The sequence below is a fragment of the Bradyrhizobium sp. UFLA05-125 genome, assembly GCF_059803515.1.
Genome location: NZ_JBANBJ010000031.1, coordinates 46,042 through 73,034, shown reverse-complemented (window position 1 = coordinate 73,034; position 26,993 = coordinate 46,042). Strand labels below are relative to the sequence as shown.

The following is a 26,993-nucleotide window of genomic DNA, read 5'->3' as shown; positions in this document are numbered from 1 at the left end:
TTTTGTCAAAATCGACAAATGGGACCGAAAACGCGCATTCTCGATGCGACCATGCTGGTTTTCCGCCGCCACGGCTTTCGCCGCTCCTCGATCGAGCAGGTAGCCGAGGCCGCCGGCCTGACGCGGCAGGCGCTCTATCATCATTTCGAATCAAAGGAAGCGCTGTTCCGCGCAGTCATCGAGCGCGTGCACCAGACCGCCATTGCGGCCGAGGAAGCCGCAATCAGCGAAGCGGAGAAGGCGGACTGCGGGTTCGCCGACGTTCTCGTCGCCGGCATGACGGCACGGATGCGGGCCATGATCGCGTCCTTCGACGGCTCGCCGCATATCGAGGAGCTGTATTCCGAACACCTCGTACATGCACGGGACCTCTACCAGAAATATGCCGCGCTCTATGCGGATCGGCTGGTCGCGACGATCGCGCGGATCGTACGCAAGCAGAAGCTTGCGCTGCCGCAGGGCCTGTCGGCGACCGAGTTCGCGCGGCTCGTCGAGATGGCCGTGCACGGATCGAAGTCGCAGCATCCGGCGATGCAGCCGGTGGACGCCTTCCTGAAGGACATGGCGATGATGGTGCGGACGCTCTGCGCCGGCGCCGTGCCGAAGTCGCAGGAACAGCCCGCGAGCAAGGTCGGGACCAGAGAGCGATCCTCACGCAGCAAAGCCGGAGCACGTCCATGAATACGATGACCATCAACGGCCGCGTCGAGCCCCTACCTGAGGATCCCGATGCGCTACTCATCGATGTCGTGCGCGATCAGCTCGGTCTCACCGGCACCAAGCTCGTCTGCGGTGGCGGCGTCTGCGGCGCCTGCACGGTGCTGGTCGACGGCGTCCCGGTCACGAGCTGCCTGATGCCGGCGCGTGCCGCCGCCGGAAAATCCGTGACGACGGTGGAGGGCATTGGCGCTCTGGAGCTCCATCCGGTGCAGAAGGCGTTCATGGCGCATGACGCCTTGCAATGCGGCTTCTGCACGCCGGGCTTCATCGTGGAAGCGGCTGCGTTCTGTGATCGCTGGCGTGCGGCGAAGGGGGCGGCCGTGCCCTCGCGCGAGGAGATCGGTGCTGCGCTGTCGGGCCATCTCTGCCGCTGCGGCGCCTATGATGCCATTTTTAGCGCCGTGGCGGATGCCTGTGCCGGCCGCTTCGACGGCGATCATTTCGCAAGTCCACGCATCGAGGCGCGAGACAAGGTGACGGGCGCGGCAAAATACACCGTAGATATCAGGCATGATGGCCAGCTCGAGGGCGTGATCCTGCGTTCGCGCGACGCGCATGCGCGTATCACCGCGCTCGATCTGGCCCCAGCGCGTGCGCTAGGCGGCGTCACTGTGGTGCCGCTGCTTTCCGACGATCGCATCGTGCGCTATGTCGGCGAGCCGATCGCGGCGGTCGCAGCGAAGGACCGCAGGACCGCGCTCACAGCGCTTGCCGCGATCAAGCTGACCAGCGAACCACTGCCCGTGGTGATCGGGCTTGACGCGGCGCGGAAAGATGGTGCGCCGGTGGTGTTCGACCGTGCGAACCGCAAGAAAGCGGGCAATGTTTCGGAGGCGGCCGGCGGGCCCGCGCCATGGAAGCAGAACGTCCGTGGGCCGACCTCGGTGTTTGCCAAGCGCGCCAAAAAGGCACGCAACTGGGTGAGCGAGGCGCGGCAGGCGGGCAACAAGCTTCTTGTCGAGGGAACATTCCGCACGGGAACGCAGCAGCATGCCTGTCTCGAGCCGCATGCCGCGGTTGCGCGGTTCGACGGCGAGGAATTGACGGTGCACGCCTCGTCCCAGTGGGTGGTCCATCTGAAGGAGCAGATCACAAAGCGCTTCAAGCTCGATCCTGCGCGCGTCCGCGTGGTGGCCGATCATGTCGGCGGCGGCTTCGGCTCGAAGGCGAGCATCGGTGCCGAGACGATCGCCGCGGTCGAGCTCGCGCGCGCGGCGAATGCGCCGGTAAGGGTTGCCTATGACCGGCATGAAGAATTGTCGGTCGCTGGCTATCGGCCCGCCGCGGAGATGAAGGTCGCGCTGCTGCCCTCCGATCGGGGCGAGTTAAAAGCGCTATCCGTCATGGCGCATGCCGATACGGGCGCCGCGATCAACTCGACGATCGCGGGTCTGGCGCGGCTGATGTATCCGGCCGAGGCCAAGGACCTCAGGGATTTCGACGTCATCAGCAATTTGCCGCCGGGGGCAGCGTTCCGCGGGCCCGGCGGTCCGCCGATGGCATTTGCAGTGGAGCAGGCGGTCGACGAGGCCGCCCTGCGGCTCGCCGTCGATCCGATTGCCTTGCGCAAGCGCTGGGATCCGGATCCCAATCGCCAAAGGCTCTATGATTGGGCCTTGAGCCTCGACAGCTGGCGCAATCGGACAGCGGCCGGAAGCGGTCGCTATCGCCGCGGCGTTGGCGTGGCGACCGGCTACTGGTTCTATCTCTGGCAACCCAAGGTCAAGGTCGAAGTTGCGGTCAAGGGCGGCCGTATCGTCGCATCGACTGCGACGCAGGACATCGGGACCGGAACCCGCAGCGTTCTGGCTGATACGGTCGCGCGCGAATTCGATCTCGAGGCGAGCGAAGTCGAGGTGCGCATCGGCGACTCGTCGCTCCCCGAAGGCCCCGGCTCCGGTGGCAGCCGAGTCACCGCCTCGGTGCTGCCGCCGACGCTTGCGGCGATCCAGAAGTTGAAAGCCGCGCTCCTCGAGCAAGCCACGCGCAAGCCCGCGCCGGGCTCGAATGCGCCATGGCGCGAGCTGATCGCGCGCTCGGGAGATATTGCCATCTCGGAGACACGTGGCGAGGACGGAAAGAATACGGCACCCGGCATCCGCTCGCCATTGAAGGACCTCGGGCTTCTCGGCGTCGTGTTCGGCTGGATGATGCGCCGCAACTCCAACATCGTCATCGGCGCCGGTGTGCCGAGCTCGGTGCAGGTGATCGAGGTTGAGGTCGACACCTGGCTCGGTCACGTGCGTGTGCTCAAGGTGCACACTGGAATAGCGGTCGGGAAGATCGCAGCACCTCAGCTTGCGCACAGCCAGGCCTGCGGCGCAGTGATTCAGGGGCTTGGCTACGCGCTCTACGAGGCGCGCGAGGTCGATCCGTTCAGCGGCGACGTCCTGACCGCCGGCATGGAGGATTATCGCATCCCAGGCATCGCGGATACGCCCGAGCTCGACGTGCATTTCGACGAGGGCGGTTTTGATCATGTGCTCGGCAATAGCGTTGGTATCGGTGAGGTCGCGACCGTGCCGACGTCGCCTGCCGTTGCGAACGCGATTTTCAACGCGATCGGGGTTCGCCTCACCGAAATTCCGATCCGGCCCGATCGCATCGTCGCCGCCCTGAAGGGGAGGACCGCGGCATGAACGCCTCGTCAGCAACGATTATCGCTAGCGCTCCCGAATTCCGCGCCGCCGGCACGGATCTGTCCGAGCGTCGCCGCAGTGGGGTGTCCTCAGGGCCCATCGTCGATCTCTCCGTGACGTCAGGCACGATCGGGACCGACTGGGTTGCGGACGGCTCGGCGCGCATCGGCGCATTCACCACGATCGCGGCGATCGCGTCCGATGAACGCATTCGGGGTGCCTATCCCGGCATCGCCGCCGCCGCGCAAGGCCTCGCCACACCGCAGATACGGCATCTGGCGACGCTCGGCGGCAACCTCGCTCAGCGTTCGCGCTGCTGGTATTTCCGCAATCCCCAGATCGGCTGTCTCAAGAAAGGCGGCTCCGACTGCCCGGCGAGATCGGGCAATCATCTTTATCATGCAGCATTCGATCTCGGGCCTTGCGTGGCCCCGCATCCGTCGACCATGGCCATGGCGCTGCTCGCCTATGATGCGACGATCGCGACAGACCGGCGTGGTCGATTGCCACTGCCTGATTTCATCGGCGATGGCACCAACGGGGCTGTCGACCATGCGCTCGCGCCGGGCGAAAGGATCGAGGCCATCTCACTTCCCGCGCCGCTTGCCTCCGAGCGCGCCTATTACAAGCGTGCCATCAGCCGTAGTTATGCGGAATGGCCGCTGGTCGAAGTCTGCGCACGCGCCGTGGTATCCGGCGGCATTTTCCAGTATGTCCGCATCGCCGCCGGTGGGATCGCCCCGGTGCCGCTGCAGCTGACCGCGTGCCAGGCCGCGTTGGAGGGAAAGCCGGCAAACGCGGATATCATCGCGCAAGCAGCTCAGCTCGCGACGTCAGGCGCAAAGCCGCTGCCGATGACCGGATACAAGCTCGAGCTGCTGGTTGGCCTGGTGCGGGACGTGGTGGAGCGGATTGCGAAGTAGGTTGGCTGACCTTCGCACTCATCCACCGTCGTCATCGTTCTGCAGGATCGTTTCCGACAGGAGCGCGGCGGCCTTCTGAAGCGCGGCGATAAAGCGGTCGAGTTCAGCGAAGCTCACGCGGGCCGCCGGGACGGAGACGCCCAGGCACGCGATCAGCTCACGACCCGGCGACAGAATTGGGACGGCACATCCAACCACGCCCTTGACGTACTCCTCGTTGGTCTTGGCCCAGCCACGCCTGCGGGTCTCCTCGAGCACCTTCATCAAGGCGTCGTAGTCTGCGATCGTCGTGTCCGTAAATTTAGTCAGCGCGAGCGCGCGGCATAGCTTCTCGCGCGCTTTTTCCGGCAAGCGGCTCATGTAGATCTTGCCTGTCGACGTACAGTGCAGCGGCGCCGCTTCGCCCGGATTGAATTGCAGTCCCTGTGGTTGCGAGACGCGGACGCTGTCGACATAGGCCACCATGTTGTCGCGCACGACGCCGATCTCGCATTGCTCGCCGATCTCGCCGGCAACCGCGCGCAGCACGGCATGGCGGCGCGCGGTGCGGAATGCTGCTCCGATGACCTTGGCGGAGAGGGTAACGAGCTGATTGCCGACCACGTAGCGCTTGGTCCCGAGCGCCTTCTGAAGAAGGCCGCGTTCCTCGAGGTTTCCGATCAACCGGTGGGCGGTCGGAAGCGGCAGGGTGAGCGCCTGGGCTATCTCTGCGACTGACACGGCTTTGGTCTGACCGGCGACGTGCCCGACGATGGCAAAGGCGCGATCGAGTGGTCCGTCGGTTTTGGCTGGCTCAGCCATTCGCGTCTCCTTACTCGATAACTAGATTATCATTTTTCGGAATAAAAACTACCGGATTATGAAAAATATATTGGACGATCCTCCCTCGCTGCTCATATCGTTGGCTTCGCCGGCCGGTGATCAGGAATTGTGCAACGCAAACCGGGTCCCGCGGGCCAGACGCCGAACAGGAGAGTGGGATGTCAGGTCGTTACGACGTCGATGCCGTGCGGAAGGAATTCCCCGCAGCCGAGCGGATGACCTATCTCGACTCCGGTTTCCAGGCGCCCCTTTCGCGCCCGGTCAAAGCGGCGATCGACCTTTTCCTTCGCGAAGGACTGGAGACGGCTGGCCCGAAGAGCGTGTGGCTCGACCGCGTTGAGCAGACGCGCGCCAAGGTCGCGCGCTTCCTCGGCGTGTCCGCAGACGAGATCGCCTTCACCAAGAACACCTCGGAAAGCATGAACATTGCCGCGAACGCTCTGCGGCTGCGGGCGTGCGACAATGTCCTGATGGTTCATGGCGATCATCCGAACAACGCATACGCCTTCCTCAATCTGCAGCGGCAGGGCGTCGAGGTGCGGTTCGTGCCTATGACCGATGTCGTCGATGCTGCGAGCTTTCGTCCCCATATCGATGCGAACACCCGCGCGATCTCGATGTCGCACGTGACCTTTCACGCCGGCCATCGCTTCGATGTCGAAAGCGTCGGTGCCCTCTGCGCGGAGAAGGGCCTCCACTTCATCGTCGACGTGATGCAGGCGATCGGCGTAGTGCCGATCGATGCAAAGATCATGCGCGCGAGTTTCATCGGGTCGGGCAGTCACAAGGGACTGCTCGTTCCCCAGGGCCTCGGATTGCTCTACTGGAATAGCGCGCATTCCGAGCTCGAGCCCGCTTATCTCGCCGCCGCAAGCCTTGCCGAAATCCCCGCCGACCTCATCGCACGCCCGGACAAGCTCACGCCGGCTCCGAGCGCTCGCCGCTTCGAGCTCGGCAACTTCAATCTTCCGGCGATCCACGCGCTCGGCGCTTCGCTCGACCTGATCGTGCAGATCGGCGTCGAGAACATCCAGAACCACTGTTTCGACCTCGGCGATCATCTCATAGCAGGGCTGGACGCGGTCGACATAAGGCTCGTCGGCCCGCGCGACAGAAGGCACCGCGCGCCGCACATCTACGTCATTGCGCTGCCTGCGGCCGAATGGCTCGGCTACTTCGAAGAGAATGGCGTGCGCGTTTCGCCGGAACGGGACGGCATTCGCGTGTCGTTCGGTATGTTCAACACGTCAGCGGACGTCGACCGCCTGATCGAGCTCATCCGACGGCGTGGCGTCAAGACATCATCCAGAGCCGCCTAGGCCGAGATATGAGAGGAGGGTGCAGGACATGAGGAATTTTGCACGGATGCTGGGGGCTCTGTCGGGCCTTGTAGCGGTCACCACCATGGTCGAGCCGTCGGCCGCGGCTGACAGCCCGACGCTGACCAAGATCAAGTCTAGCGGCGCGATCACGATCGGCTACCGCGAGGCGTCGATCCCGTTCTCTTACCTCGGTCCCGACCAAAAGCCGATCGGCTTCTCGCTCGATCTCTGCGCCGCCATCGTTGAGCGCATTAAGACGGAGCTCAACCTGCCCAATCTCACCGTCAACTACACGCCGGTGAATTCATCCAACCGGATTCCGCTGATTCAGAGCGGCACCGTCGATATCGAATGCGGCGGAACGGCCAACGACAAGAAGCGGCAGGAGCAGGTGTCGTTCTCGGTGACGACCTTCGTCAGCCAGCCGCGCTGGCTGGTCAAGGCCGACAGCAGCCTGAAGACCGCCGGTGATCTCAAGGGCAAGACCATCGTAGTCACGCAGGGTTCCAACGCGATCGGCTTCGCGCAAGGCGTGAACGCCAAGGAGCAGCTCGGCCTCAACATCGTCCAGGCCAAGGATCACGCGGAATCGTTCCTGATGCTGAACACCGGACGCGCGGCGGCCTTCATGGAAGATGATATCCTTCTCGCAGGCCTCAAGGCTGCAGCACCGAAGCCGGATGCGCTGATCTTCCTTCCCGAAGGTTATGCAAAGGTCTACTACGGGCTGATGTTCACGAAAGGCGACGCCGGCTTCAAGGCACTCGTCGACGACGTTCTGTCAAAACAGATGGCGTCGGGCCAGTTCGAGAAAACCTACACGAAATGGTTCACCAGGCCGATCCCGCCCAAGGGTGAGAATCTCGCTTTTCCCCTCACCGATACGCTGATGGAGCGTATCGCGCAGCCCAGCGACGCGGTCGACTGACCGGAAGCACCGCGGGACTCGACCAAGATCGCCTTCGCTCGCACCGTTAACTCAGAGGTTTGCGATGTTCGGAGTGCTTTTTGAACAGACGGCGGATGGCCAGCGCTATGTCGACTGGCTTCTCGCAGGCCTCGGTTGGACGCTGGCGCTGGCCTTCTTCGGCTGGTGGATCGCCTTCGCTGTCGGTGTCGTCGTCGGGATCGGCCGTACCATGCCGAACCGGCTCGTGGCGGCGCTTGCACGGCTGTATGTCGAGATCTTCCGGAACATCCCGGTGCTGGTGCAGATGTTTCTCTGGTATTTCGTGTTGCCGGAGATCCTTCCAACCTCGCTTGGCAACGCCATCAAGCAGATTCCACCGCCGTGGGGATCGTTCTTCCCGGCGCTGGTGTGCCTCGGTCTCTACACCGCGGCGCGCATTGCCGAGCAGGTGCGCGCGGGCATCGAGGCCTTGCCGAAGGGACAGGTCGAGGCGGCCAATGCGCTGGGCCTCACTCCCTATCTGACCTATCGCCACGTTATCGTCCCGCAGGCGCTGCGGCTGATCGTGCCGAGCCTGACCAGCGAGGTCATGGGCATCTACAAGAATACGTCGGTGGCGCTGACGATCGGTCTGATGGAGCTGACCGCGCAGGCGCGGCAGATCAGCGAAGCGACCTTCCAGACCTTCACCGCCTTCGGCGCGGCGACGCTGATCTATCTTGTGCTCGCGCTCATTGCCTATCGATCGATGATGCTCATCGACAGGGCCGTGCACATTCCGGGCTCCACGGCGGCAAAGGACACGATCGAGCCGACCCTGGCGGACGACGTGCAGCCGGTCGCCGCTTTGCCCCACGGAATGGAGGTCGTGAAATGAACAGCCTCGATTTCTCGATCCTCCTTCAGGCCTGGCCTTATCTTTGGTCGGGACTGCTGTTCTCCCTCGCGCTGACCGCCGCGGCGTTCGTCATCGGCATGATGCTAGGGACCTGCTTCGCCCTCGTGCAGCATTTCGAGGTGCCCGCCGTCAGCCAGATCGTGCGCAGCTATATCGCGTTGGTCCGCTCGATCCCGCTGATCCTCGTGCTGTTCTGGTTCTTCTTCCTGGTGCCGATCGTGCTCGGGCACCTCTCAGGCAACGGCCGTCCGATTCCGATCGGCGCCACCTGGACGGCCTTCATCACTTTTGGGCTGTTCGAGGCGGCCTACTATTCGGAGATCATCCGCGTCGGATTGCGCGCGGTGAACAAGGGTCAGTTCGAGGCCTGCCGGGCGCTCGCACTGTCCACCTTCGAGACCTATCGATGCGTGATCCTGCCGCAGGTGATTCGCGTCGCGAGCCCGATCATCCTGAGCCAGACCATCATCCTGTTCCAGGACACCTCGCTCGTCTACGTGCTCTCGCTGACTGATCTCCTCGGCGCGGCCTCGAAGCTCGCGCAGCTCAACGGTCGGCTCGTCGAAATGTATCTCGTTGTCGCGGTGGTCTATCTCGTCATCGGTTCGGCGGCGTCGCAGTGCGTCGCATCGCTCAGGCGACGCTACGCGCTCGGCGGGGCGCATCGGTAGGGAAGCGGTCTGGAAAGCTGAGAGGAACACAAAGATGCGACAGGAAGGCGCGGTGAGCCCGAGCGATCATTCTTCCGCGATCGTCGTCGTGGAGAATCTGGTGAAGCGGTTCGGGGGCTTTACCGCCCTGAATGACGTCAACCTGACAGTCGCCAAGGGCGAGAAGATCGTTCTGTGTGGTCCCTCCGGTTCCGGCAAGTCGACCCTGATCCGTTGTATCAACCACATCGAGAAGCACGACGGCGGCCGGATCGTGGTCGACGGCGTGGAGCTGATGGACCGCATGGCCGACATCAACAGCGTTCGCTGCGAAGTCGGCATGGTGTTCCAGAGTTTTAATCTGTTCCCGCACCTCTCAGTCGTCGAGAACTGCATGCTGGCACCGATGAAGGTGCGAGGGCTCTCGCGTCCTGAAGCGCACGAGCGTGCGATGAGCCTGCTCAGGAAAGTTCGTATTAACGGGCAGGCGGACAAATATCCCGCGCAGCTTTCCGGTGGCCAACAGCAGCGCGTCGCAATCGCCCGCGCGCTGTGCATGCAGCCGAAGATCATGCTGTTCGACGAGCCGACCTCCGCGCTCGATCCGGAGATGGTCAAGGAGGTGCTGGACACGATGGTGCAGCTCGCAGGCGAAGGCATGACCATGGTATGCGTGACCCACGAAATGGGCTTTGCGCGCGAGGTCGCCGACCGCGTCGTATTCATGGATCAGGGCAGCATTGTCGAGGAGGGGGAGCCGACGAGTTTCTTCCGCTCGCCTCGCACGGAGCGTGCGAAGGGCTTTCTCAACCAGATCATCCACTAGGAAAGAGTGGGAGTTCGCCGCGTGACCGGCATAGCGGACCGGGTGTGCCAGCCAGCGCCGGTACCCTCGGCAGTTTTGGGGGGCTAGGCGTACAGCTTCGGCCAAACGAGCCGAGAAAGCGGCAAATTGCGCCTCACGCAACGCAAGAGGCGGCTTTATTCCCGCCATGAATGCTTTAAGGAAGGGCCTATCAGGATCAGGTCGTGGCCCGGCTTGCGGTGCGCGACCCTGGACGCAAAAAGGGCCCGCGCCGGTTGGCGCCCCCGACAGGATGAAAAAGGATTTGAAGCAATGATCCAAACCGTTGGAATCATCGGGGCCGGCACCATGGGGAACGGCATCGCCCAGGTCTGTGCCGCGGCCGGGCTTTCGGTTGTGATGGTCGATATCTCCGACGCGGCGGTGGGGCGCGGAATTGCGACCGTCGGCGGCAGCCTCGAGCGTCTGGTCAAGAAGGAGAAGATGTCGGCGGCCGATCGCGAGGCGACGCTCAAGCGCATCACCGGCACGACCGACCGCGGCAAGCTCGCCGACTGCGACCTCGTGATCGAGGCCGCAACTGAAAACGAGGAGCTTAAGGTCAAGATCCTCAAGGACCTCTGCGCGACGCTGTCGCCGCGCACGCTGATCGCCACCAACACCTCGTCGATCTCGATCACCAAGCTCGCGGCCGCGACGGATCGTCCGGATCGCTTCATCGGCATGCATTTCTTCAATCCGGTGCCGGTGATGCAACTGCTGGAGCTGATCCGCGGCTTGCAGACCTCCGACGACACCCACGCCAAGGCGCTCGATTTCGCCCAGCGTGTCGGCAAGGTCGCGATCACGGCCAAGAACAGCCCGGGCTTCGCCGTCAACCGCATCCTCTGCCCGATGATCAACGAGGCGATCTTCGCACTTCAGGAGGGAATCGCGACGGCCGAGGAAATCGACGCCGGCATGAAGCTTGGCTGCAACCATCCGATCGGGCCGCTGGCGCTCGCCGATCTCGTCGGGCTCGATACGATGCTGTCGGTGATGGAGGTCTTCTACAAAGGTTTCAACGACCCGAAATACCGTCCGGCGCCCTTGCTCAAGGAAATGGTCGATGCCGGCCATCTCGGCCGCAAGACCGGCCAGGGCTTCTATACCTACGGCAGCTGACGGACCCGTTGTCTGAGGTCATGTTGGGGCGACGCCTGACGGCTGTCGCCCCCGTTGCCTTGCGGTCGAGCATCGATTCTTGCCGGCGACGGAAACTTGATTCATCCCGGAGTTTGCGCTCCATCAAATAGGACGGCGCAGCTTGCCTGCTACACGACCGTGATCCCTGGCTGTGATCCTCTCCGACGGCTCGGTCAGAGAAATGCCTACAACATCAAGACAAGGCAAACGGTACTCCACCACTACACTTTGGCGATAAAAGGTATAGATGCCAGCCTGAGCATCGTCGATCGCGACGATGGAACTCCCATCACCGTCAAGCCGGACGGCTCGGAATCGCTAAGGGTTCCCCGGACCATGGCGAGTCCGAAGGCCGACATGGGCAAGATTTGGAACATGAGTACTTGGAAATTCGCGAATGGATACCGAAAACGAGATGCCTGAGCGGAAAACGATCGATCGCAAAGCGGCGGCGGAGCGGCGCAGTTTGCTGGCTCAAGACGTGATGGAGAGAACCGGGATCAACGAGGCGATGATCGGGGAACTCGTCACGAGGTTTTATGGTCGCGTGCGCGACGACGCACTGCTCGGTCCGGTGTTCGCGGTCGTGAAAAACTGGGACGAGCATCTTTCCAAGTTGAGCGATTTCTGGTCGTCGGTGGTGTTGACTACCGGTCGCTATCACGGCCAGCCGATGCGGGCGCATCTTCCGCTCAGCCTGCTCGGTGATCATTTCGATCGCTGGCTCGATCTGTTCGAGCAGACCGCGCGCGAGGTCTGCCCGCCCCTCGCAGCGGCTCTGTTCATCGACAAGGCGCGGCGTATTGCCGACAGCTTTGAAATGGCGGCGGCGATGCAAAGCGGGCGCATGTTCACGCCCCGGCACATGCTGCGCTCTTGAAATACGATATGCCTGCCTGGCATCTTGAATCGAAACTTGCAAGAGGCGGGCTTACTTCCCTTCGCGCTCGACCTTGCCTTTCTCCTTCGCGTTCATCTCCTTGACCTTCGGATCCTGACTGGACTGCCCTGTGGTCTGGTTGGTCGATGCGGGGGGAGCGTTGCTCGGCAGTGAGGTCTGGTCTGGCGTGGAGGGACGCGTCGCGGTGGCCGGAGGCGTCGTGTTGCCCTGTGCCTGGCTTTGGGCCTGTGCGGTCAAAAGAAAGGCGCCCGACAGCACCAAGACTGCGAGCGCCCGTAAGGTGATGTCCATCGATCTCTCCTGTCAGATCGATGGCAACGGCGAACTGTCGCCTGACGTTCCCTAAAGCGCGATGAGATTGGGATGAATCGTCATCGCGCTTTAGGTTGTTGTTCGAGCATGATCACCGCGCAAACGCGTTCCGCGTTTGTCGCGAAGGAAAACCGCTTCGCACTTTTCCGGATCATGCTCTAGCGTTACGCCTCCAATTGCTTGCCGATCGGCAAGGAGCGGATGCGCTTGCCGGTCGCGGCGAAGATCGCGTTGATCAGCGCCGGCGCGAATGGCGGCACGCCGGGCTCGCCGACGCCGCTCGGCGGCGTGTCGGGTCCAGGCGGCACGATATGGACGTTGGTCACCAGCGGAGACTCGTCCATCCGGATCACCGGGAAGTCGTCATAGTTCTTCTGCTGGACCTTGCCGTCTTTGAAGGTGATCTCGCCATATCTGGCGAGGCTCAGGCCCATGATCGCAGCGCCCTCGATCTGGGACCGGATGCGCTCGGGATTGACGAAGGTTCCGCAGTCGATGGCGGTATCGACCCGCGGGATCGTCAGTTTGCCCTTGTCGTCGACGGCCACTTCCACGATCGTCGCGATGTAGCTGACGAAGCTACGGTGCGCGGCGATGCCGAGGCCATGGCCCTTCGGCACCTGGCGACCCCATTCGCCCTTGTCGGCCACCAGCTCGACCACCTTGCGCAAACGCGCGGTGTCGATCGGGTAGCTCTCGTAAGGCTCGCCATAGTTCCAAAGGTCCTTCACCGAAGCGAGCTTGACGATGCGGGGCGAGCCGATCAGCTCGAGCAGCATGTCCTTCTGGTCGCGGCCGGTGGCCTGCGCGATTTCGCCGACCATCGACTGCACGGCGAAGGCGCGCGGGATATTGGAGACCGAGCGGAACCAGCCGATCCTGGTATGGGCGGCCGCTTCCGGATTCTCGCACGAGATGTTGGTGATCTCGAAGGGCATGTCGACGAGACCCATGCCGAGCTCGAACGAGGCCTGATGCACGGTTCCCGCAGCAAACGTCGAGGCGATGCTGGGCGCGACGCTGCGATGGCGCCAGGCGATTACCTTGCCACTCTTGTCGAGGCCCGCCTCGATCCGCTCGACCGAGACGGTGTGCAGGAAGCCGTGGTGGAGGTCGTCCTCGCGGGTCCACTGCACCTTCACGGGCGCGCCGAGCTCCTTGGAGAGCAGGGCGGCCTCGAGCGCATAGTCGCATTTCGACTTGCGGCCAAAGCCACCGCCGAGCAGCGTCACGTTCACGGTCACGTTCTGCTCGGGGATACCGAGCGTCTTGGCGACGTCCTCGCGGGTGCCGCCGGGACTTTGCACTGGTGCCCAGATCTCCGCCTTGTCGCCCTTGACGTCGGCAACCGCCACCGGTGGCTCCATGCTGACATGGGCGAGGTGAGGGATGTAGTACTCACCGACGATCACCTTGTCGGCGCTCTTGAGCGCGGCATCCGCATCGCCCTCCTTGCGCACGACGAGACCGGGCTGGCGCGAGGCCTCTTCGAGCTCCTTGCGGTAGGCGACCGACTCGTACTTGCCGTTTGGCCCGTCGTCCCAGACGATCTTCAGCGCATCGCGCCCCTTGATCGCGGCACCCGTATTGCGGGCGATCACGGCCACGCCGCCGAGCGGCTGGAATTTCGAGGGCCACGGCCAGCCGCGCACCTGCATCACCTTCTCGACGCCCGAGACCTTCATCGCGTCGGCTGGGTCGAACGAGACCAGCTTGCCGCCGGTCACCGGCGGGCGCGCGATGACGGCGTATTTCATGCCGGGCAGCCGCACGTCGGCGCCGTAGCCTGCCTTCCCAGTGGTGATGTCGTGGAGGTCAACGATGCTGATCTCGCCCTTGGTGAGATAGCGGAAATCCTTGGGGTCCTTCAGCTTCAGGCTGTCGACGCTCGGCAAGGATTCCTTGGCTGCGTCGGCTGCGAGCTCGCCGAAGCCGAGCTTGCGTCCGCTGGCACCGTGAACGACCTCGTGATTGACCGCCTTCACCTCCGTCGCCGGCACGCCCCAGCGCTTGGCTGCGGCCTGCTCCAGCATGATGCGCGCCGAGGCGCCGATCTGGCGCATCGGGATCAAATAGTGCCGCGTGCTGCGGGAGCCGTCGGTGTCCTGGTTGCCGAACTTGACCTCATCGCCATGCGCCTGCTGGACCTTGACCCTCGTCCAGTCGGCTTCCATCTCCTCGGCGACGACCAGCGGCAGGCTGGTGCGCACGCCTGTGCCCATCTCGGAGCGGTGCGCGACGATGGTGACGATGCCGTCGGGAGCGACCGCGACGAACACGCGCGGGTCGACCACGACGCCGTGCGGCATCTTCCCGGCGCCGGTCTCATAGGCGAAGGCCTGGCGCGACATGACCGGCGCAGCGAGCACGAAGCCGCCGGTGACGCCCAGTCCCTTCAGGATACTGCGGCGGGAAATCTTCTCGATCCTGATGTGCTTCTCGAAGCCACGAAGCTTTGGGTTGTCGATGAAATTCATGATCACGCCCCCGTCGATGCGAGATGGACGGCGTTCTCGATGCGCTGGTAGCAGCCGCAGCGGCAGATGTTGCCCGCCATCGCCTCGCGGATCTGGTCATGCGACGGCTTTGGATTGTCCATCAGCAGCGCCGCGGCCTGCATGATCTGGCCGGCCTGGCAGAAGCCGCATTGGGGAACGTTGACCTCGCGCCACGCTTTCTGCACGGGATGATCGCCGTTCGGATGCAGGCCTTCGATGGTCGTGACCTCGCGGCCTGCAACGTCATTGACCGAAGTGATGCAGGAGCGCACCGCTTCCTTGTCGACGATGACGGTGCAGGCGCCGCACAGCGCCTGGCCGCAGCCGAATTTGGTGCCAGTGAGCCCGACCTCGTCGCGGAGAAACCAGAGCAGCGGAAGATCCGGGTCGCCATCCCAGCTTTGTTCCTGGCCGTTGATTTTTATCTTGATCATGATCGTTTCTCGCTCTTCTTAAGCCGATGATCCGATGGGCGTGACTGATTGGCGGGGCAGCGTCCGCATCCCCTGCTTCCGCAAGCCCAGGCAACTCCCGGGGCGGAGGGAATGAAGACGGGCGATGTCTGGAATGTGCTCGATGCCTCCCGGTTGATTCTTGTTTGATGATTTTCGCGCGGCATCGTGACGATTGTGATGCTAGCAGAAACCGGACACGACGGGCATCACAGCCGCTTGTGTTCGCGACCAGATTGCCTCCGCGATTTGTCAAAAGCTGGGCGCGATCCATCGCTCGCCCATTGCGGGGTGCTGCAGAGCATCATTGCAACCGACATAAAAAAGCTTCGTCCGGCGGGACTGCGCGGACGAAGCAGGAGACCTCAGTCGAGGGAGGGAGAACGCAGGGACGCAAGCTTTGCGGGCTGGCGACGCTGCGGAGTGAGTACAACTCTCGATGCTGAGGGAACCGGCCGCCTCACGAGCAAATGAGGCGGCAATGCTGCCATCCGGTTCGCGCCCAATCCTGGAGGGCCCGACCGGCTCGCTGGTCAGACCAGCGAGCCGAGAGCGCGCAAGGACGGATGCGTTGCCTCAGGCCTCCGTCGAGCAGCCTTGTGCCTAAGCAGCTTTGGCCTTCGCGACATGGGTCGCGATCGCGTCCATCAGCGCCGGCGACAGGCAGTCATAGGGCTCGAGCCCGATCTCCTTCAGCCTTGCGCGGACACCGGCCATCTGCTCCGGCTTCACGCCCGATTCGATCACGGAAGAGACGAAGGCGGCGAATTGCGGCGCCTGCGAGCCTTGTTCCTGGAACAGCTCGGGATGGATGAAGTCGAGGCCGTAGAACGGATGGCCCTTGTTCTCGATGCGGCCGAACATATGCGTGCCGCAGGCCTTGCAGGCATGGCGCTGGATCACCGCCGACGGATCGACGATCTGCAGCTTGTCGCCGTTCTCGAGCACGGTGACGTTCTGGCGCGGCACCACGGCGACGACGGAGAACATCGCACCTTGCGGCTTCCAGCACTTGGTGCAGCCGCAGGCGTGGTTGTGCGCCACGTCGCCCTTGATGCCGACCTTGACCTGATGATCGTTGCATTTGCAGACCAGCGTGCCGCCGGAAAAGCTGCCGCTGCCATGTTTGAGGCCATTGTCGATCGAGGGATGGAGAGCAACAGTCATGGGACGATCCTCCTTGTGGGTGATGGTTCTGGCTTAGTAGACGACGACCGAGCGGATCGATTTGCCCTCATGCATCAGGTCGAAGCCCTTGTTGATGTCTTCGAGCTTCAGCACGTGGGTGATCATGGGATCGATCTGGATCTTTCCGTTCATGTACCAGTCGACGATCTTGGGCACGTCTGTGCGGCCACGCGCACCGCCGAACGCGGTGCCGCGCCAGTTGCGCCCGGTGACGAGCTGGAACGGACGGGTAGCGATCTCCTTGCCGGCTTCCGCAACGCCGATGATGATCGATGTTCCCCAGCCGCGATGGCAGCATTCCAGGGCCTGGCGCATCACCGTGGTGTTGCCGGTACAGTCGAAGGTGTAGTCGGCGCCGCCATCGGTCAGCGTTACAAGATGCTGGACGATGTCGCCGGTCACCTTCTTGGGGTTGACGAAGTGCGTCATGCCGAACTTGCGGCCCCAATCCTCTTTGGAGTCGTTGATGTCGACGCCGATGATCTTGTCGGCGCCGGCCATCTTAGCGCCCTGGATGACATTGAGTCCTATGCCGCCGAGGCCGAACACCACGACGTTGGAACCCGGCGTGACCTTGGCGGTGTTCACGACGGCGCCGACGCCGGTCGTGACGCCGCAGCCGATGTAGCAGCTCTTGTCGAAGGGGGCATCCTCGCGGATCTTGGCGACCGCGATCTCCGGCAGCACCGTGAAGTTCGAGAAGGTCGAGCAGCCCATATAGTGATAGATCGGCTTGCCCTTGTAGGAGAAGCGGCTGGTGCCGTCGGGCATCACGCCCTTGCCCTGCGTCGCCCGGATTGCGGTGCAGAGGTTGGTCTTCCCGCTCAGGCAGCTTTTGCACTGCCGGCATTCGGGCGTGTAGAGCGGGATGACGTGATCGCCAGGCTTCACCGAACTCACGCCTGCGCCGATCTCGCGGATGATGCCGGCGCCCTCGTGGCCGAGGATCGAGGGGAAGATTCCTTCGCTGTCGAAACCGTCGAGCGTGTAGGCGTCGGTGTGGCAGATTCCGGTCGCCTTGATCTCGACCAGAACTTCGCCGGTCTTCGGCCCTTCCAGGTCGACCTCGACGATTTCAAGCGGCTTTTTCGCTTCGAAAGCGACCGCGGCACGTGTCTTCATCGTAAGCTCCTCAAATTCTCCCGGAGACGCCAAGAAGTAGTCTCGGCCGTGCTCCAATCGTTCATTTCCTGCCCATGCAGGAGTCTTCGGCCTTTGTATAGGCCTGCGTCTTGTCCTCATGCTTGCCCGGCCGCGCGCGGCCCCAGGCTTCGTTGGAGCGGGCGCGCAGATAGACGTAGAGATCGTCCATGTAGCAGGCCACGTTCGGATTATCGCCGAAGGCCGGCATCACGTTCTCCTGCGCGGTCGAGACGTTCTTGCGGCCTGAGGCGACGACGCCGAGGAAGTCGGCGTAGCTCATCGTCTTCAGGGAGTCCTTCAACGCCGGAGCGTAGGTCGATCCCATTCCATCCGGGCCATGACAGACGTGGCAGTCCGAGTGATAGCGGCGGTATCCGGAATAGGTGTACCAGTCCACGGTCCCGTCGGCTGAAATCTTGTAGGTCGGGTTTCCTTCCTTATCGAGCCACTCACCATTTTCGTTTTGCTTGACGGCGCCCGGATCGCCCGAGCCATCCGCGAATGCAATTCCTCCGGACGCGACGAAGATCATCGCAGCTATGACAAAGCAGATTCTACGCAAGAGATTTTTTCCTCGACAGCGCGCGGTGGAGACGAGCCCGGCGCGTGGGGGTTATCCACGCGCCGGGACGATACGAGGTTGAGGCTAGTTCGGCAGCGAGAACACGGTCAGCGTGCCGCCGAGTGCCGTGTAGTTCGACAGTGCCGCGTAGCCGCCGACTGCGCCGAGACCGGCGGTCGGATCGGTCAGGCCTGCCGCCAGACCGATGCCGGCCCAGCCGCCCACGCCGGAGAGTACTGCGACGTACTGCTTGCCGCCGTTCTCATAGGTCGTGACGTTGCCGATGATGCCGGATGGAGTCTTGAACTTGTAGAGCTCCTTGCCGGTCTTGGCGTCGACCGCCTTCAGGTAGCCTTCGAGCGTGCCGTAGAACACCACGCCGCCGGCAGTTGCGAGCGCACCCGACCAGACCGAGAACTGCTCCTTGTTCGACCACACGATCTTGCCGGTCTTGCCGTCCCAGGCGATGAAGTTGCCCATGTTGGTCTCGCCCTGCGGCGGATACATCGAGAGCGTCGCGCCCACATAGGGCTGGCCCGCGGTGTAGCTGACCTTGAACGGTTCGTAGTCCATGCAGACGTGGTTGGTCGGAACGTAGAACAGCTGCGTGTCCGGCGAGTAGGCTGCCGGCTGCTCGTCCTTGGTGCCGAGCGCGGCCGGGCAGATGCCCTTCACGTTGACGTCCTCGCCGGCCTTGTCGGTCGACGCGGCGTCGAGAACCTTCGGACGACCGTAGGTCGGCGAGTTCTTGTCCATGTCGACGCCGGAGGTCCAGTTCACCTTCGGATCGTACTTTTCGGCGACCAGCAATTCGCCGGTAACGCGATCGAGCGTATAGCCGAGACCGTTGCGATCGAAATGCGTCAGCAGCTTGCGCGGCTGGCCGTTGACCTGTTGATCCGAGAGGATCATCTCGTTGACGCCGTCATAGTCCCACTCGTCGTGAGGCGTCATCTGGTAGACCCACTTGGCAACGCCCGTATCTGGGTTACGCGCCCAGATCGTCATCGACCATTTGTTGTCGCCGGGCCGCTGCTTCGGGTTCCAGGTCGAGGGATTGCCTGATCCGTAATAGATCAGGTTGAGTTCGGGGTCGTAGGAGATCCAGCCCCAGGTGGCGCCACCGCCGATCTTCCACTGATCGCCTTGCCAGGTCTTAAGGCTGGAGTCCTTGCCGACTGGCTTGCCCAGAGCCGTGGTCTTGTCGTCGACCAAGATCTGTTCATCCGGCCCTTCCGAATACCCGCGCCAGGCCAGCTTGCCGGTCTTGATGTCGTAGGCGGTCATATGGGCTTGAACGCCAAACTCGCCGCCGGAGATGCCGATCAGCACCTTGTCCTTGACGACCATCGGCGCCGAGGTGCCTGTCTCGCCCTTGCTGGGATCGCCATTCTTCGCGGTCCAGGCAACCTGACCGGTCTTGGCATCGAGCGCGACGAGCGTGGTGTCGGCTTGATGCAGGAAGATCTTGCCGTCGCCATAGGCCAGGCCGCGGTTAACCGTGTCGCAGCACATCACCGGGATGACGTTCGGATCCTGCTTCGGCTCGTACTTCCAGATAATCTTGTTCTCGTTGGAAAGGTCAAGGGCATAGACCTTGTTCGGGAACGGCGTGTGGACGTACATCACGTTGCCGATGATGAGTGGTCCACCTTCATGCCCGCGCAGCACGCCCGTGGAGAAGGTCCACGCGACCTGCAGCTTGCCGACGTTCTGTGCATTGATCTGGTTGAGCTTGGAGTAACGGGAATTGGCGTAGTCGCCCGTGGGCATCACCCAGTCTTTCGGGTTTTGCGACATCTTGTTCAGCTCGTCATTGGCTGAAGCGCTACCGACGGCCAGAGCCGCGGCAGAGCCAAGAAACGTCGCTAGTAGCACCTTGCGCATAGTCATTCCTCCTAGGTCTCGTTTATTGTTTCCGAAGCATTGCGTGCCGCTGGGCACTGAGGTCCAGCGTCTGCTCGTGCAGGGCGGTCACGATTGGGACCAGAAACGATGCTGTGGCTGTTTCCTCCTCCAGGTATGAGCCACGGGTCCGCTTGCAGGGTGCGGCCCGTTTCTTGTTGTTCCTGGCACAATCCGTAACCGGTTCGTAAACGGGAAACTTGCCCAAGAGAGAAGGGCATTTGCTTGACAGCGCAAAGGCGCGAACTTTTTGATTTTGCAGTAGCGAATTCAGCAGCTTCTGTGCTGCCGGGCCGCGCCATTGGATTCAGGTTCCCCTTGACGGCGCTGCAACTAAGGCGGAGGATCGAACGCAAGGATGGCAGACGGAGCACTGGCGCTTGCTCCAAAGACCGCCCTAATTTGAGGTAAACGTCGCTTCATCGTGACAGGGGGCCTCTGGCGGCACCCATCACGATTTGAATCAAATCAGTGGCTGGGATCATGTCCGACACAATACACACACTCAGCACGACCGGACTCACGCCGAGGAGGCAGATCCAGAGCTGGGTCGATGGGCTGACAAGCCTCTGCGGACATTTCGACGTCGATCCACTTGAAGCGACCGCGCTGGAAGGCCGCATCGACTACACCACCGTATCGCGACTGAAACTTTGCCAGATCGAGGTGAGCCAGCATCGCATCGCGCATACACATGCGCGCGCAAAGGCCAATGAGCACCCCTACATCAAGATCCACTTCCAGACCTACGGCATCTCCTATTTCGAGCAGGAAGGCCGCCACATCGAGCTGATGCCCGGCGACATCATCGCCTATGACGTGTCCTGTCCGCACTCGATCATCAGCCCCGCCTTCACGCGGCATGACGTGGTGATCGTGCCGAAGTCTCTGCTGCGCGACCGCGGCTTCCCGTCCCAGCGGATGCCGGCCTGCAAGCTGTCGGCCCGCACCGGCACGGGACGAATCGCCCACGACTTCGTCCACGCCACTTTCGACGAGGCCGCAAAACTCTCGGCGAACAGCGCGGTCGGCGTCGCTGATTCGCTGATCGACCTCCTGCTGTTGCCGCTGCGCGAGGCCGACACGATGTTCGATCGGGTCGGGCCGGAGGCGATGTATGTGCGTGCCCAATTTTTCATCCGCGAGCATCTGCGTGATCCAGATTTGTGCATCGACCAGATTTCCGCCGAGCTCGGCTGCTCCAAGCGCTATCTGCACATGCTGTTCTCCGAGCGCGGCACGACGGTGAGCGATTACATCTGGCAGGCGCGTCTTCAGAACTGCCGCCAGGAGCTCGAGGCCCACGCCGGCAAGACCATCACCGACGTCGCCTTCTCCTGGGGCTTTTCGAGCTCGTCACATTTCAGCCGCGTGTTCCGGAAGTATTTTGGCGTCGTGCCGTCGTCGATCCACAAGGCGCAGCAGAACAACCTCGCCTCCGAAGAGCATTAGGCCGGCCTCACGAGGATGCTTGCGACGGCCCGCCGCCCTTTTGCCTGACACGTCGCCAGACGATCTCCGTCAGACCCACCGCAATGAGGCCGAACGCGCCACCCGTGATCACGTTGACCACGCGCTCCTCGGCAATTCCGCTTGCCCCTCCTGCGAACGATGCCGCAAGGGCGATGAAGAAGCAGCGCAGGCCGAAGCCCAGGACATAGCGGGAGAATGCGATCAGCGTGAGCGTCGCACCGAGAACAGCGAGCGCATAGCCGGCGCGGCTGTCGGGCAGCGCGACGCCTGTGAGAAAGCCCAGCGGGACGCCGACGAACGCCCCGATCGCGCGCTGCTTCAGCTTCCCGGTGGAGGCAGCGAGATCGCCGACGATGACGCTTGCGGCCGACCACATCACCCATTGCCCCTGGGCCAGATGCAACGCCTCGACGAGGGCCGCCGCGGCAAAGACGGCCATCGCCGTTGCCGCAGCGGGCAGAGGCCATTCGGCCGCGGCTGGTCCGTAAGAGGGCGGGGTGCGGCTCGGGCGGCGCCGCTGGTCGTAGACCTGGTTGCCGCAGACGAGCGCGAGGGCAATCGGGGACGATGCCACGATCACGCCGGCATGACGCAGGGCCTCGGACGCGCTCACCCCCTCGCGCACCTCGCAGGCGAGGTAGACCGCCGGGATGAAGACCCAGTTCCCCAGCGTCCGCAGTTCGTTTCCGTAGCGCGTCACCGCAACGGCAAGGAAACCGGCCAGCGCCGTCAGTGTCACGAACAGCAACTGGATCGGTGCGGCGAGGAAGAGGGTGACGAAGGTGACGATGATGGCGAAGCAGTGCAGCGCGACCGCCCGCGGCGCGAGGCGCAGCTTCAGCGCGGGAATCAGCAGGGACACCGCGACCAGTCCCAAATTCAGCAGCGCCGCCTCACGAAAGAGGAAATAGGCCGCCACGAGCGGGCCGACGACGACTAGAGCTCTGACGAGCTCGCTGATCTTGATCTCCCGGAAGAGGACATCGCGCAGGCTTGCCGCGGGCGGGCTCACAATTTCACCAGTACGCCGAATGAAACGGTGCGCATCATACGGTTCCCGGCGCGGTGTCGCCAGTGAATGCTGTTCGCCGCTGCTGGCCACCTTCTCTGTCATTCCGGGATGCGTGCGCCAGCACGCAGGCCCGGAATCCATCGAGCGGCATCTTCTGTGGCGAAATGGATTCCGGGTTCGCCCTCCGGGCGCCCCGGAATGACGTGGATGGTCTCACCGCTGGATGATCTGCTTCCAGACGTCGCCGAGGATCGCGGGCTCGTGCGGTGGCAGGTAGGTGAGCCCGGCCTGCTTGCCGAACTCGGCGATCTTGCCTTCCGCCATGAGCTCGGTGAGTGCCTTGTTCACGGCGGTGATCAGGGCGGGATCGCTGGCAAGCCCGACAAAGCCGCGATTGGCGCCGATCGGATAATAATAGCCGGACGCGGTGATCGCGGTGTCGGGATGGGCGGCGCGGTAGGCGTCGAAGCGGGCGAGATCGAGCAGTGTCGCATCATAGTCGCCGCGGTCGAGAGCGCCCAGGAGGTCGTCGCGACCGGGAACGAGATGTGTCACGCCGTCGATCAGCCGTCCCTCGTCGAAGCTCATCAAAATGGCGTCGCCCAGCGATCCGCTTTCGATCGCGAGGCGGAGACCTGCGAGGTCGCCGATGTCGCTGATCTTGCGATCGCGCGCCTTCGGACCGAGCACGACCGTCATCGGCGAATAGATGTAGGGCTGGCTTGGCGCGAGCACGCCGAGCGCGACGCGGCGCCGACGGTCCTCGCGGGTAGCACCATCGAAATCCGGAAGCCTTGCGGTCTTCATGCCGGGCACGACGAGGGAATCGCGTGTCAGCGCGTAGCTGCCGACCAGCGCGCAGCGTCCGTCCGACAGCAGCGCGTTGGCCTCGAGCTGCGGGCTCGAATCCTCATCCAGCTTGCTTTCGAACCACTGGATCTGGAGCGGCCGGTCGAGCCGCTGCGCGATCGCCTCCGTAAGCGTCACGTCGAAGCCGGTGCCCGGCTTGCCGCGGTGATGCACGGACAGCGGCGGTCGGTCCTCGTCGAGGCATACTCGCAAGGGATCCGCCGCATCCGCGACCGTCGCGAGAGTCGCAAACATCGCAGCCAGGCCGAACGCCCCAAGCCGAAGTCTCATGGCCGCCTCCGGCTCGAAATATAGGCCCAGAGATCAGTGATCTCGTCCTCGCTAAGGATGTCGCCCCAAGGCGGCATCTTGTTGTTCTTGCCGTTCTTCACCGTGGTGACGAAACGCGTCTTGTCGTCGGGGAAGGCGCGCAGGTCCGGCGTAATGGTGCCGGAGTTCATCATGCCGGGACCGTGGCAATGTGAGCATTTTTCGGCGTAGGTCGCCTTGCCGTGGTCGACCTGCGCCTGCACGGCATTGCCGTTCGGTCCATCCGCGGCGCGCGTGATTGCCGCGAACGCAACCGCCAGCCCCGCGACGGCGGCGAATGTCGCCGCCGTCCTGATCAAAGTGTCTTTCAGCACGTTGAGCCCGTGGTTATTGCTTGATCGCGAAAACCCACAGGGAGCCGCCAGGCGGCACCTTGGCGAGCCGCTCGTCGCCGGAGAACAGCGAGTAGACGCCGCCATAACCGCTCGCCACCGCGACATACTGCACGCCGTCCTGCTGCCAGGTCACCGGCTGGCCCTCGATGCCGGAGCCGGTTTGGAACTGCCAGAGCTTCTTGCCGGTGTCGGCGTCGAAGGCTTCGAACTCACCGGTGAGCGCGCCCGAGAACACGACGCCGCCCGCAGTCGACAAGACGCCAGAGAAGCGCGGGATGTCGCTGGCCGCTTCCCACTTCGACTTGCCTGTCAAGGGATCGATCGCCTTGAGATGGCCGCGCGGTCCGTCACCGAACTCCCAGGGATCGGTGAGGTCCATGCCGAGATACCATTCACCCTGCTTGAAGGTGACCGGTTCGGACTTGTACCTGCCGCCGAAGTTGAGCGTGTTGGCATAGGCAAGGCCGGTCAGCGGATTGAACGACATCGGCTCCCAGTTCTTGCCGCCGAGAATCGACGGATAGACCGTGACCTTCTTGCCCTCGCGCGCATCCTTCACGACATCGGTCTCGATCGGCCTGCCGGTCTTCATGTCGACGCCGGTGGCCCAGTTGACCTTCACGTAAGGATTGGCCGCGAGCAGCTTGCCGTTGGTGCGGTCGAGCACGTAGAAGAAGCCGTTGCGGTTGGCGTCCATCAGCACCTTGGTCGGCTTGCCCTCGACGTTCATGTCGGCGAGCACCATTTCGGCAACCGAGTCATAGTCGAACGGATTGTTCGGCGAGAACTGGTAGTGCCACTTGATCTTGCCGGTCTTGGGATCCATCGCCAGAACCGAGCAGGTGTAGAGGTTGTCGCCTGGACGCACCGCCGCATTGAACGGTCCCGGATTGCCGATGCCCCAATAGACCGTGTTCAGCTCCGGATCGTAGGAGCCGGTGATCCAGGTCGAGCCGCCGCCGAGCTTCCAGGTGTCGCCCTTCCAGGTGTCGCCGCCCGGCTCATCCGGCGAGGGGATCGAATGGGTGCGCCAGAGGTGCTTGCCCGTCGCGGGATCCCAGCCGTCGATGAAGCCGCGGGTGCCGAACTCGGCGCCGGAGATGCCGGTGATCACGACGCCTTCCGCGACCAGCGGGGCCACCGTCATCGAATAGCCTTCCTTGATGTCGGCGGCCTTCTCGCGCCACAGCTCCTTGCCGGTCTTGGCGTCGAGCGCGATCACATTTGCGTCGAGCGTCGTGCGGAACACCTTGCCGTCGTACAAGGCCGCGCCGCGATTGATGATGCCGCAGCAGACGATACGCGGTGTCTCCGCGGGGTACTCGACTTTGGTCTTCCAGATCTGCTTGCCGGTTTTGGCGTCGACCGCCATCGTGGCATTGTGTGAGGTCACGTAGATAACGCCCTGGTAAACCAGCGGCTGCGATTCCTCGCTGCGATCGTCGTTGAAGCTGTAGTTCCAGACCGGGACGAGATTCTTGACGGTGTCCTTGTTGATCTGATTCAGCGTCGAGAAGCGCTGAAGATTGTAGCCCATGCCGTAATTGAGAACATTTGATGTGTCGGTCGCACCCTTGACGAGCTGTTCGGTCGTCTGGGCACCTGCACCCGTTGACGCAAGCATGACGAGGCTCGCGGCCATCGCAAAGCGTTTCATCCGTTCCTCCCAATGTGCGCGCCTTTTGACGCTGCGGTTGCAACACTCCGATGGAACGCAAAATGCGTCAATACGAAAGTCGTAAACGCGCCGATGAATTGTTGGACGCCAGTTACCCCTGGTAAACCGCTTGCCATTCCGCACTGCATGCAGGGAGGCTAGCGAGAAATTCCGCGGCGCGAAGATTCCCCGCTATGTCGTTGCCAGCTTTGCGTGTGCACCACGAGCCGCGTAGACTTCGGACCAAGGCCCCGGCTGGCGGCTTATTCGATTCCATTGGCGAGCCGGGACGCTCAAGTCGGGAGGTTTTCAATGATATCGCGACGATCCATTGCATTCGTAGTTGCTGCCACAGCGTTCGGTGGTCCGGCCTGGTCGGCATCGCCAAACGCGATCAAGATGTTCGACACGGATAATGATGGCACGCTCGATCTCGCCGAGGTGAAGAAGGCCGCGACTGCGGTGTTCGCCAGGCTCGATCCTGATCATGACGGCACGCTCGACGCGCGCGAGCTGCGCGGACGGTTGACCGCCAAGGAGCTCGCAGCGGCCGATCCGGACCACGACGGAACGCTGACGCTCGACGAATATCTCGCCGTCGTGGAGCAGCGCTTCAACGCCGCCAATCCCGACAAGGATGGCACGCTCGACGCCAGGGAGCTGAGGTCGCCCGCGGGACGTGCTCTGCTGCGGCTGCTCAAATGAGCGCCTGACCGCGCCTTCAGGCTGCGTCTAGTTCGTCAGCGCGTTGGCGCAGGTGATCGGACGCAGCCTTGCGCCGCGCTTGTCCGGCGGCACGTTGCAATTATCGATCCGCTGTTCATCCGTCCATTTCGGGCCGAGCCGTTCCTTGCCAGTGAGAGTTGCCTTGCCGGCCAGCGCTGCTGTCGCGCTCGATGGCGGCGCGGCCCGCTCATCGCGGCGCTCGCCGGCAATTGCCCGATATGCAAGACCTGCAACGAGCAGTGAAATCAGGAATCGTCCGCCAAACGTGGTCATGAATCTCTCCAAGATCCCGTGAATTGGTACGACTACATCGCAATCAATTCCGTCCCGCCACCCGGAACCTGGGACGCGCCGATTGTTAAGGAAGTGCTGACGTCAGTCGACATCGCTGTCGGGAAAACCTCCCGGTACATCGTATTCGGGAAAGCCTCCCGATGCATCGCACAAGGCTACGCGCGCGTTTGCCCAAAAGTGAAGATGCTTTGCCCGAGAGAGAACTAGGTTTGCAAAGAATCGAACAAGAAACGTTCGACACGTGATTACAGGCTTGCGTGATGGGCGGTGCAGCCCTAGGTTTTGGCTCGCGCGATGTCGCGCTCAATACCTTGGGAGACCCCGATGGCCTGGAAAGCTCCGAAGATCGTCGAAGTGTCGGTTGGCATGGAAATCAACATGTACGCCTGCGCTTCGCGCAAGTAAGACGATCAAGACGACCTGCCGCGGCTTCAACGGTGAGACCGTTGGAGCCGCGGTGGTGTTTGTGGGGTGGGCTACGC

General features: G+C 63.0%; 26 protein-coding genes. 13 read left to right on the top strand and 13 right to left on the bottom strand.

Features of this window, described 5'->3' with window-relative positions; translation table 11 throughout:
• Positions 1–18 precede the first annotated feature (18 nt).
• The 3 genes from SO156_RS25010 to SO156_RS25000 are packed head-to-tail and all read left to right on the top strand — an operon-like array spanning position 19 to position 4,282.
• Positions 19–681 (top strand): TetR/AcrR family transcriptional regulator, encoded by a 663-nt coding sequence (locus SO156_RS25010; RefSeq protein WP_498536583.1) that lies wholly within the window; start codon positions 19–21, stop codon positions 679–681.
• On the top strand, positions 678–3,359 hold the full coding sequence (locus SO156_RS25005; protein ID WP_498536582.1) for a molybdopterin-dependent oxidoreductase: 2,682 nt from the start codon (positions 678–680) through the stop codon (positions 3,357–3,359). Before SO156_RS25010 ends, SO156_RS25005 begins: the two co-directional genes overlap by 4 nt.
• Positions 3,356–4,282, top strand: a complete 927-nt coding sequence (locus tag SO156_RS25000; RefSeq protein WP_458146745.1) for an FAD binding domain-containing protein — start codon at positions 3,356–3,358, stop codon at positions 4,280–4,282. The genes SO156_RS25005 and SO156_RS25000 overlap by 4 nt, the downstream gene beginning before the upstream one ends.
• A gap of 18 nt (positions 4,283–4,300) precedes the next feature.
• Here the strand turns inward: SO156_RS25000 and SO156_RS24995 are convergent, their stop codons facing one another.
• Positions 4,301–5,083, bottom strand: a complete 783-nt coding sequence (locus SO156_RS24995; protein WP_498536581.1) for an IclR family transcriptional regulator — start codon at positions 5,081–5,083, stop codon at positions 4,301–4,303.
• Between the two features lie 179 nt (positions 5,084–5,262).
• On the opposite strand from SO156_RS24995, the gene SO156_RS24990 reads away from it, so the two are divergent.
• The 7 genes from SO156_RS24990 (at position 5,263) to SO156_RS24960 (ending at position 11,754) form a co-directional block, all read left to right on the top strand.
• Positions 5,263–6,423: an aminotransferase class V-fold PLP-dependent enzyme gene (locus SO156_RS24990; RefSeq protein ID WP_458146747.1), complete on the top strand. Its 1,161-nt coding sequence runs from the start codon at positions 5,263–5,265 to the stop codon at positions 6,421–6,423.
• A 28-nt stretch (positions 6,424–6,451) separates the two neighbouring features.
• The gene (locus SO156_RS24985) at positions 6,452–7,354 is read left to right on the top strand and encodes an amino acid ABC transporter substrate-binding protein (protein ID WP_458146748.1); all 903 of its coding nucleotides are present in this window, start codon (positions 6,452–6,454) and stop codon (positions 7,352–7,354) included.
• A gap of 64 nt (positions 7,355–7,418) precedes the next feature.
• On the top strand, positions 7,419–8,213 hold the full coding sequence (locus SO156_RS24980; RefSeq protein ID WP_498536580.1) for an amino acid ABC transporter permease: 795 nt from the start codon (positions 7,419–7,421) through the stop codon (positions 8,211–8,213).
• Positions 8,210–8,905 carry an amino acid ABC transporter permease gene (locus tag SO156_RS24975; RefSeq protein ID WP_458146750.1) on the top strand — a complete coding sequence of 232 codons (696 nt, stop codon included), beginning with the start codon at positions 8,210–8,212 and terminating at the stop codon, positions 8,903–8,905. The genes SO156_RS24980 and SO156_RS24975 overlap by 4 nt, the downstream gene beginning before the upstream one ends.
• Positions 8,906–8,939: 34 nt before the next feature.
• Entirely contained in the window at positions 8,940–9,710 is a 771-nt protein-coding gene (locus SO156_RS24970; RefSeq protein ID WP_458146751.1) for an amino acid ABC transporter ATP-binding protein, read from the top strand.
• Between the two features lie 195 nt (positions 9,711–9,905).
• A complete protein-coding gene (locus tag SO156_RS24965; RefSeq protein WP_498536599.1) occupies positions 9,906–10,853 on the top strand; it encodes a 3-hydroxybutyryl-CoA dehydrogenase in 948 nt (315 codons plus the stop codon).
• Positions 10,854–11,358: 505 nt separating this feature from the next.
• Entirely contained in the window at positions 11,359–11,754 is a 396-nt protein-coding gene (locus SO156_RS24960) for a group III truncated hemoglobin (protein WP_498536598.1), read from the top strand.
• Between the two features lie 51 nt (positions 11,755–11,805).
• Here the strand turns inward: SO156_RS24960 and SO156_RS24955 are convergent, their stop codons facing one another.
• The 7 genes from SO156_RS24955 to xoxF5 form a co-directional block, all read right to left on the bottom strand.
• The gene (locus SO156_RS24955) at positions 11,806–12,066 is read right to left on the bottom strand and encodes a hypothetical protein (protein ID WP_458146752.1); all 261 of its coding nucleotides are present in this window, start codon (positions 12,064–12,066) and stop codon (positions 11,806–11,808) included.
• Between the two features lie 185 nt (positions 12,067–12,251).
• A complete protein-coding gene (locus tag SO156_RS24950) occupies positions 12,252–14,564 on the bottom strand; it encodes a xanthine dehydrogenase family protein molybdopterin-binding subunit (RefSeq protein ID WP_498536579.1) in 2,313 nt (770 codons plus the stop codon).
• A 2-nt stretch (positions 14,565–14,566) separates the two neighbouring features.
• Entirely contained in the window at positions 14,567–15,019 is a 453-nt protein-coding gene (locus SO156_RS24945) for a (2Fe-2S)-binding protein (RefSeq protein WP_498536578.1), read from the bottom strand.
• 621 nt (positions 15,020–15,640) lie between these two features.
• Positions 15,641–16,204: an S-(hydroxymethyl)glutathione synthase gene (gene gfa / locus SO156_RS24940; protein ID WP_458146755.1), complete on the bottom strand. Its 564-nt coding sequence runs from the start codon at positions 16,202–16,204 to the stop codon at positions 15,641–15,643.
• Between the two features lie 33 nt (positions 16,205–16,237).
• The gene (locus SO156_RS24935) at positions 16,238–17,347 is read right to left on the bottom strand and encodes an S-(hydroxymethyl)glutathione dehydrogenase/class III alcohol dehydrogenase (RefSeq protein ID WP_458146756.1); all 1,110 of its coding nucleotides are present in this window, start codon (positions 17,345–17,347) and stop codon (positions 16,238–16,240) included.
• A 61-nt stretch (positions 17,348–17,408) separates the two neighbouring features.
• A complete protein-coding gene (locus SO156_RS24930) occupies positions 17,409–17,900 on the bottom strand; it encodes a c-type cytochrome, methanol metabolism-related (protein WP_458146808.1) in 492 nt (163 codons plus the stop codon).
• Between the two features lie 114 nt (positions 17,901–18,014).
• Complete coding sequence (xoxF5, locus tag SO156_RS24925) at positions 18,015–19,817, bottom strand: lanthanide-dependent methanol dehydrogenase XoxF5 (protein WP_458146757.1); 1,803 nt, start codon at positions 19,815–19,817, stop codon at positions 18,015–18,017.
• Positions 19,818–20,318: 501 nt separating this feature from the next.
• On the opposite strand from xoxF5, the gene SO156_RS24920 reads away from it, so the two are divergent.
• Entirely contained in the window at positions 20,319–21,287 is a 969-nt protein-coding gene (locus SO156_RS24920) for a helix-turn-helix domain-containing protein (protein ID WP_458146758.1), read from the top strand.
• Between the two features lie 7 nt (positions 21,288–21,294).
• On the opposite strand, the gene SO156_RS24915 is transcribed toward SO156_RS24920, so the two are convergent.
• The 4 genes from SO156_RS24915 to SO156_RS24900 form a co-directional block, all read right to left on the bottom strand.
• Complete coding sequence (locus SO156_RS24915; protein WP_498536577.1) at positions 21,295–22,422, bottom strand: FUSC family protein; 1,128 nt, start codon at positions 22,420–22,422, stop codon at positions 21,295–21,297.
• Between the two features lie 111 nt (positions 22,423–22,533).
• Positions 22,534–23,460 (bottom strand): type 2 periplasmic-binding domain-containing protein, encoded by a 927-nt coding sequence (locus SO156_RS24910; protein ID WP_498536576.1) that lies wholly within the window; start codon positions 23,458–23,460, stop codon positions 22,534–22,536.
• Positions 23,457–23,738, bottom strand: a complete 282-nt coding sequence (locus SO156_RS24905; protein WP_498536597.1) for a c-type cytochrome — start codon at positions 23,736–23,738, stop codon at positions 23,457–23,459. Before SO156_RS24905 ends, SO156_RS24910 begins: the two co-directional genes overlap by 4 nt.
• Before the next feature lie 88 nt (positions 23,739–23,826).
• Positions 23,827–25,491 carry a methanol/ethanol family PQQ-dependent dehydrogenase gene (locus SO156_RS24900; protein ID WP_498536575.1) on the bottom strand — a complete coding sequence of 555 codons (1,665 nt, stop codon included), beginning with the start codon at positions 25,489–25,491 and terminating at the stop codon, positions 23,827–23,829.
• A gap of 312 nt (positions 25,492–25,803) precedes the next feature.
• On the opposite strand from SO156_RS24900, the gene lanM reads away from it, so the two are divergent.
• The gene (gene lanM / locus SO156_RS24895) at positions 25,804–26,196 is read left to right on the top strand and encodes a lanmodulin LanM (RefSeq protein ID WP_498536574.1); all 393 of its coding nucleotides are present in this window, start codon (positions 25,804–25,806) and stop codon (positions 26,194–26,196) included.
• Positions 26,197–26,223: 27 nt separating this feature from the next.
• Here the strand turns inward: lanM and SO156_RS24890 are convergent, their stop codons facing one another.
• Positions 26,224–26,490 (bottom strand): hypothetical protein, encoded by a 267-nt coding sequence (locus tag SO156_RS24890; protein WP_498536573.1) that lies wholly within the window; start codon positions 26,488–26,490, stop codon positions 26,224–26,226.
• A 345-nt stretch (positions 26,491–26,835) separates the two neighbouring features.
• On the opposite strand from SO156_RS24890, the gene pqqA reads away from it, so the two are divergent.
• Positions 26,836–26,916, top strand: coding sequence for a pyrroloquinoline quinone precursor peptide PqqA (gene pqqA, locus SO156_RS24885; RefSeq protein WP_035663753.1), 81 nt, complete (start codon positions 26,836–26,838; stop codon positions 26,914–26,916).
• Positions 26,917–26,993: the final 77 nt, after the last annotated feature.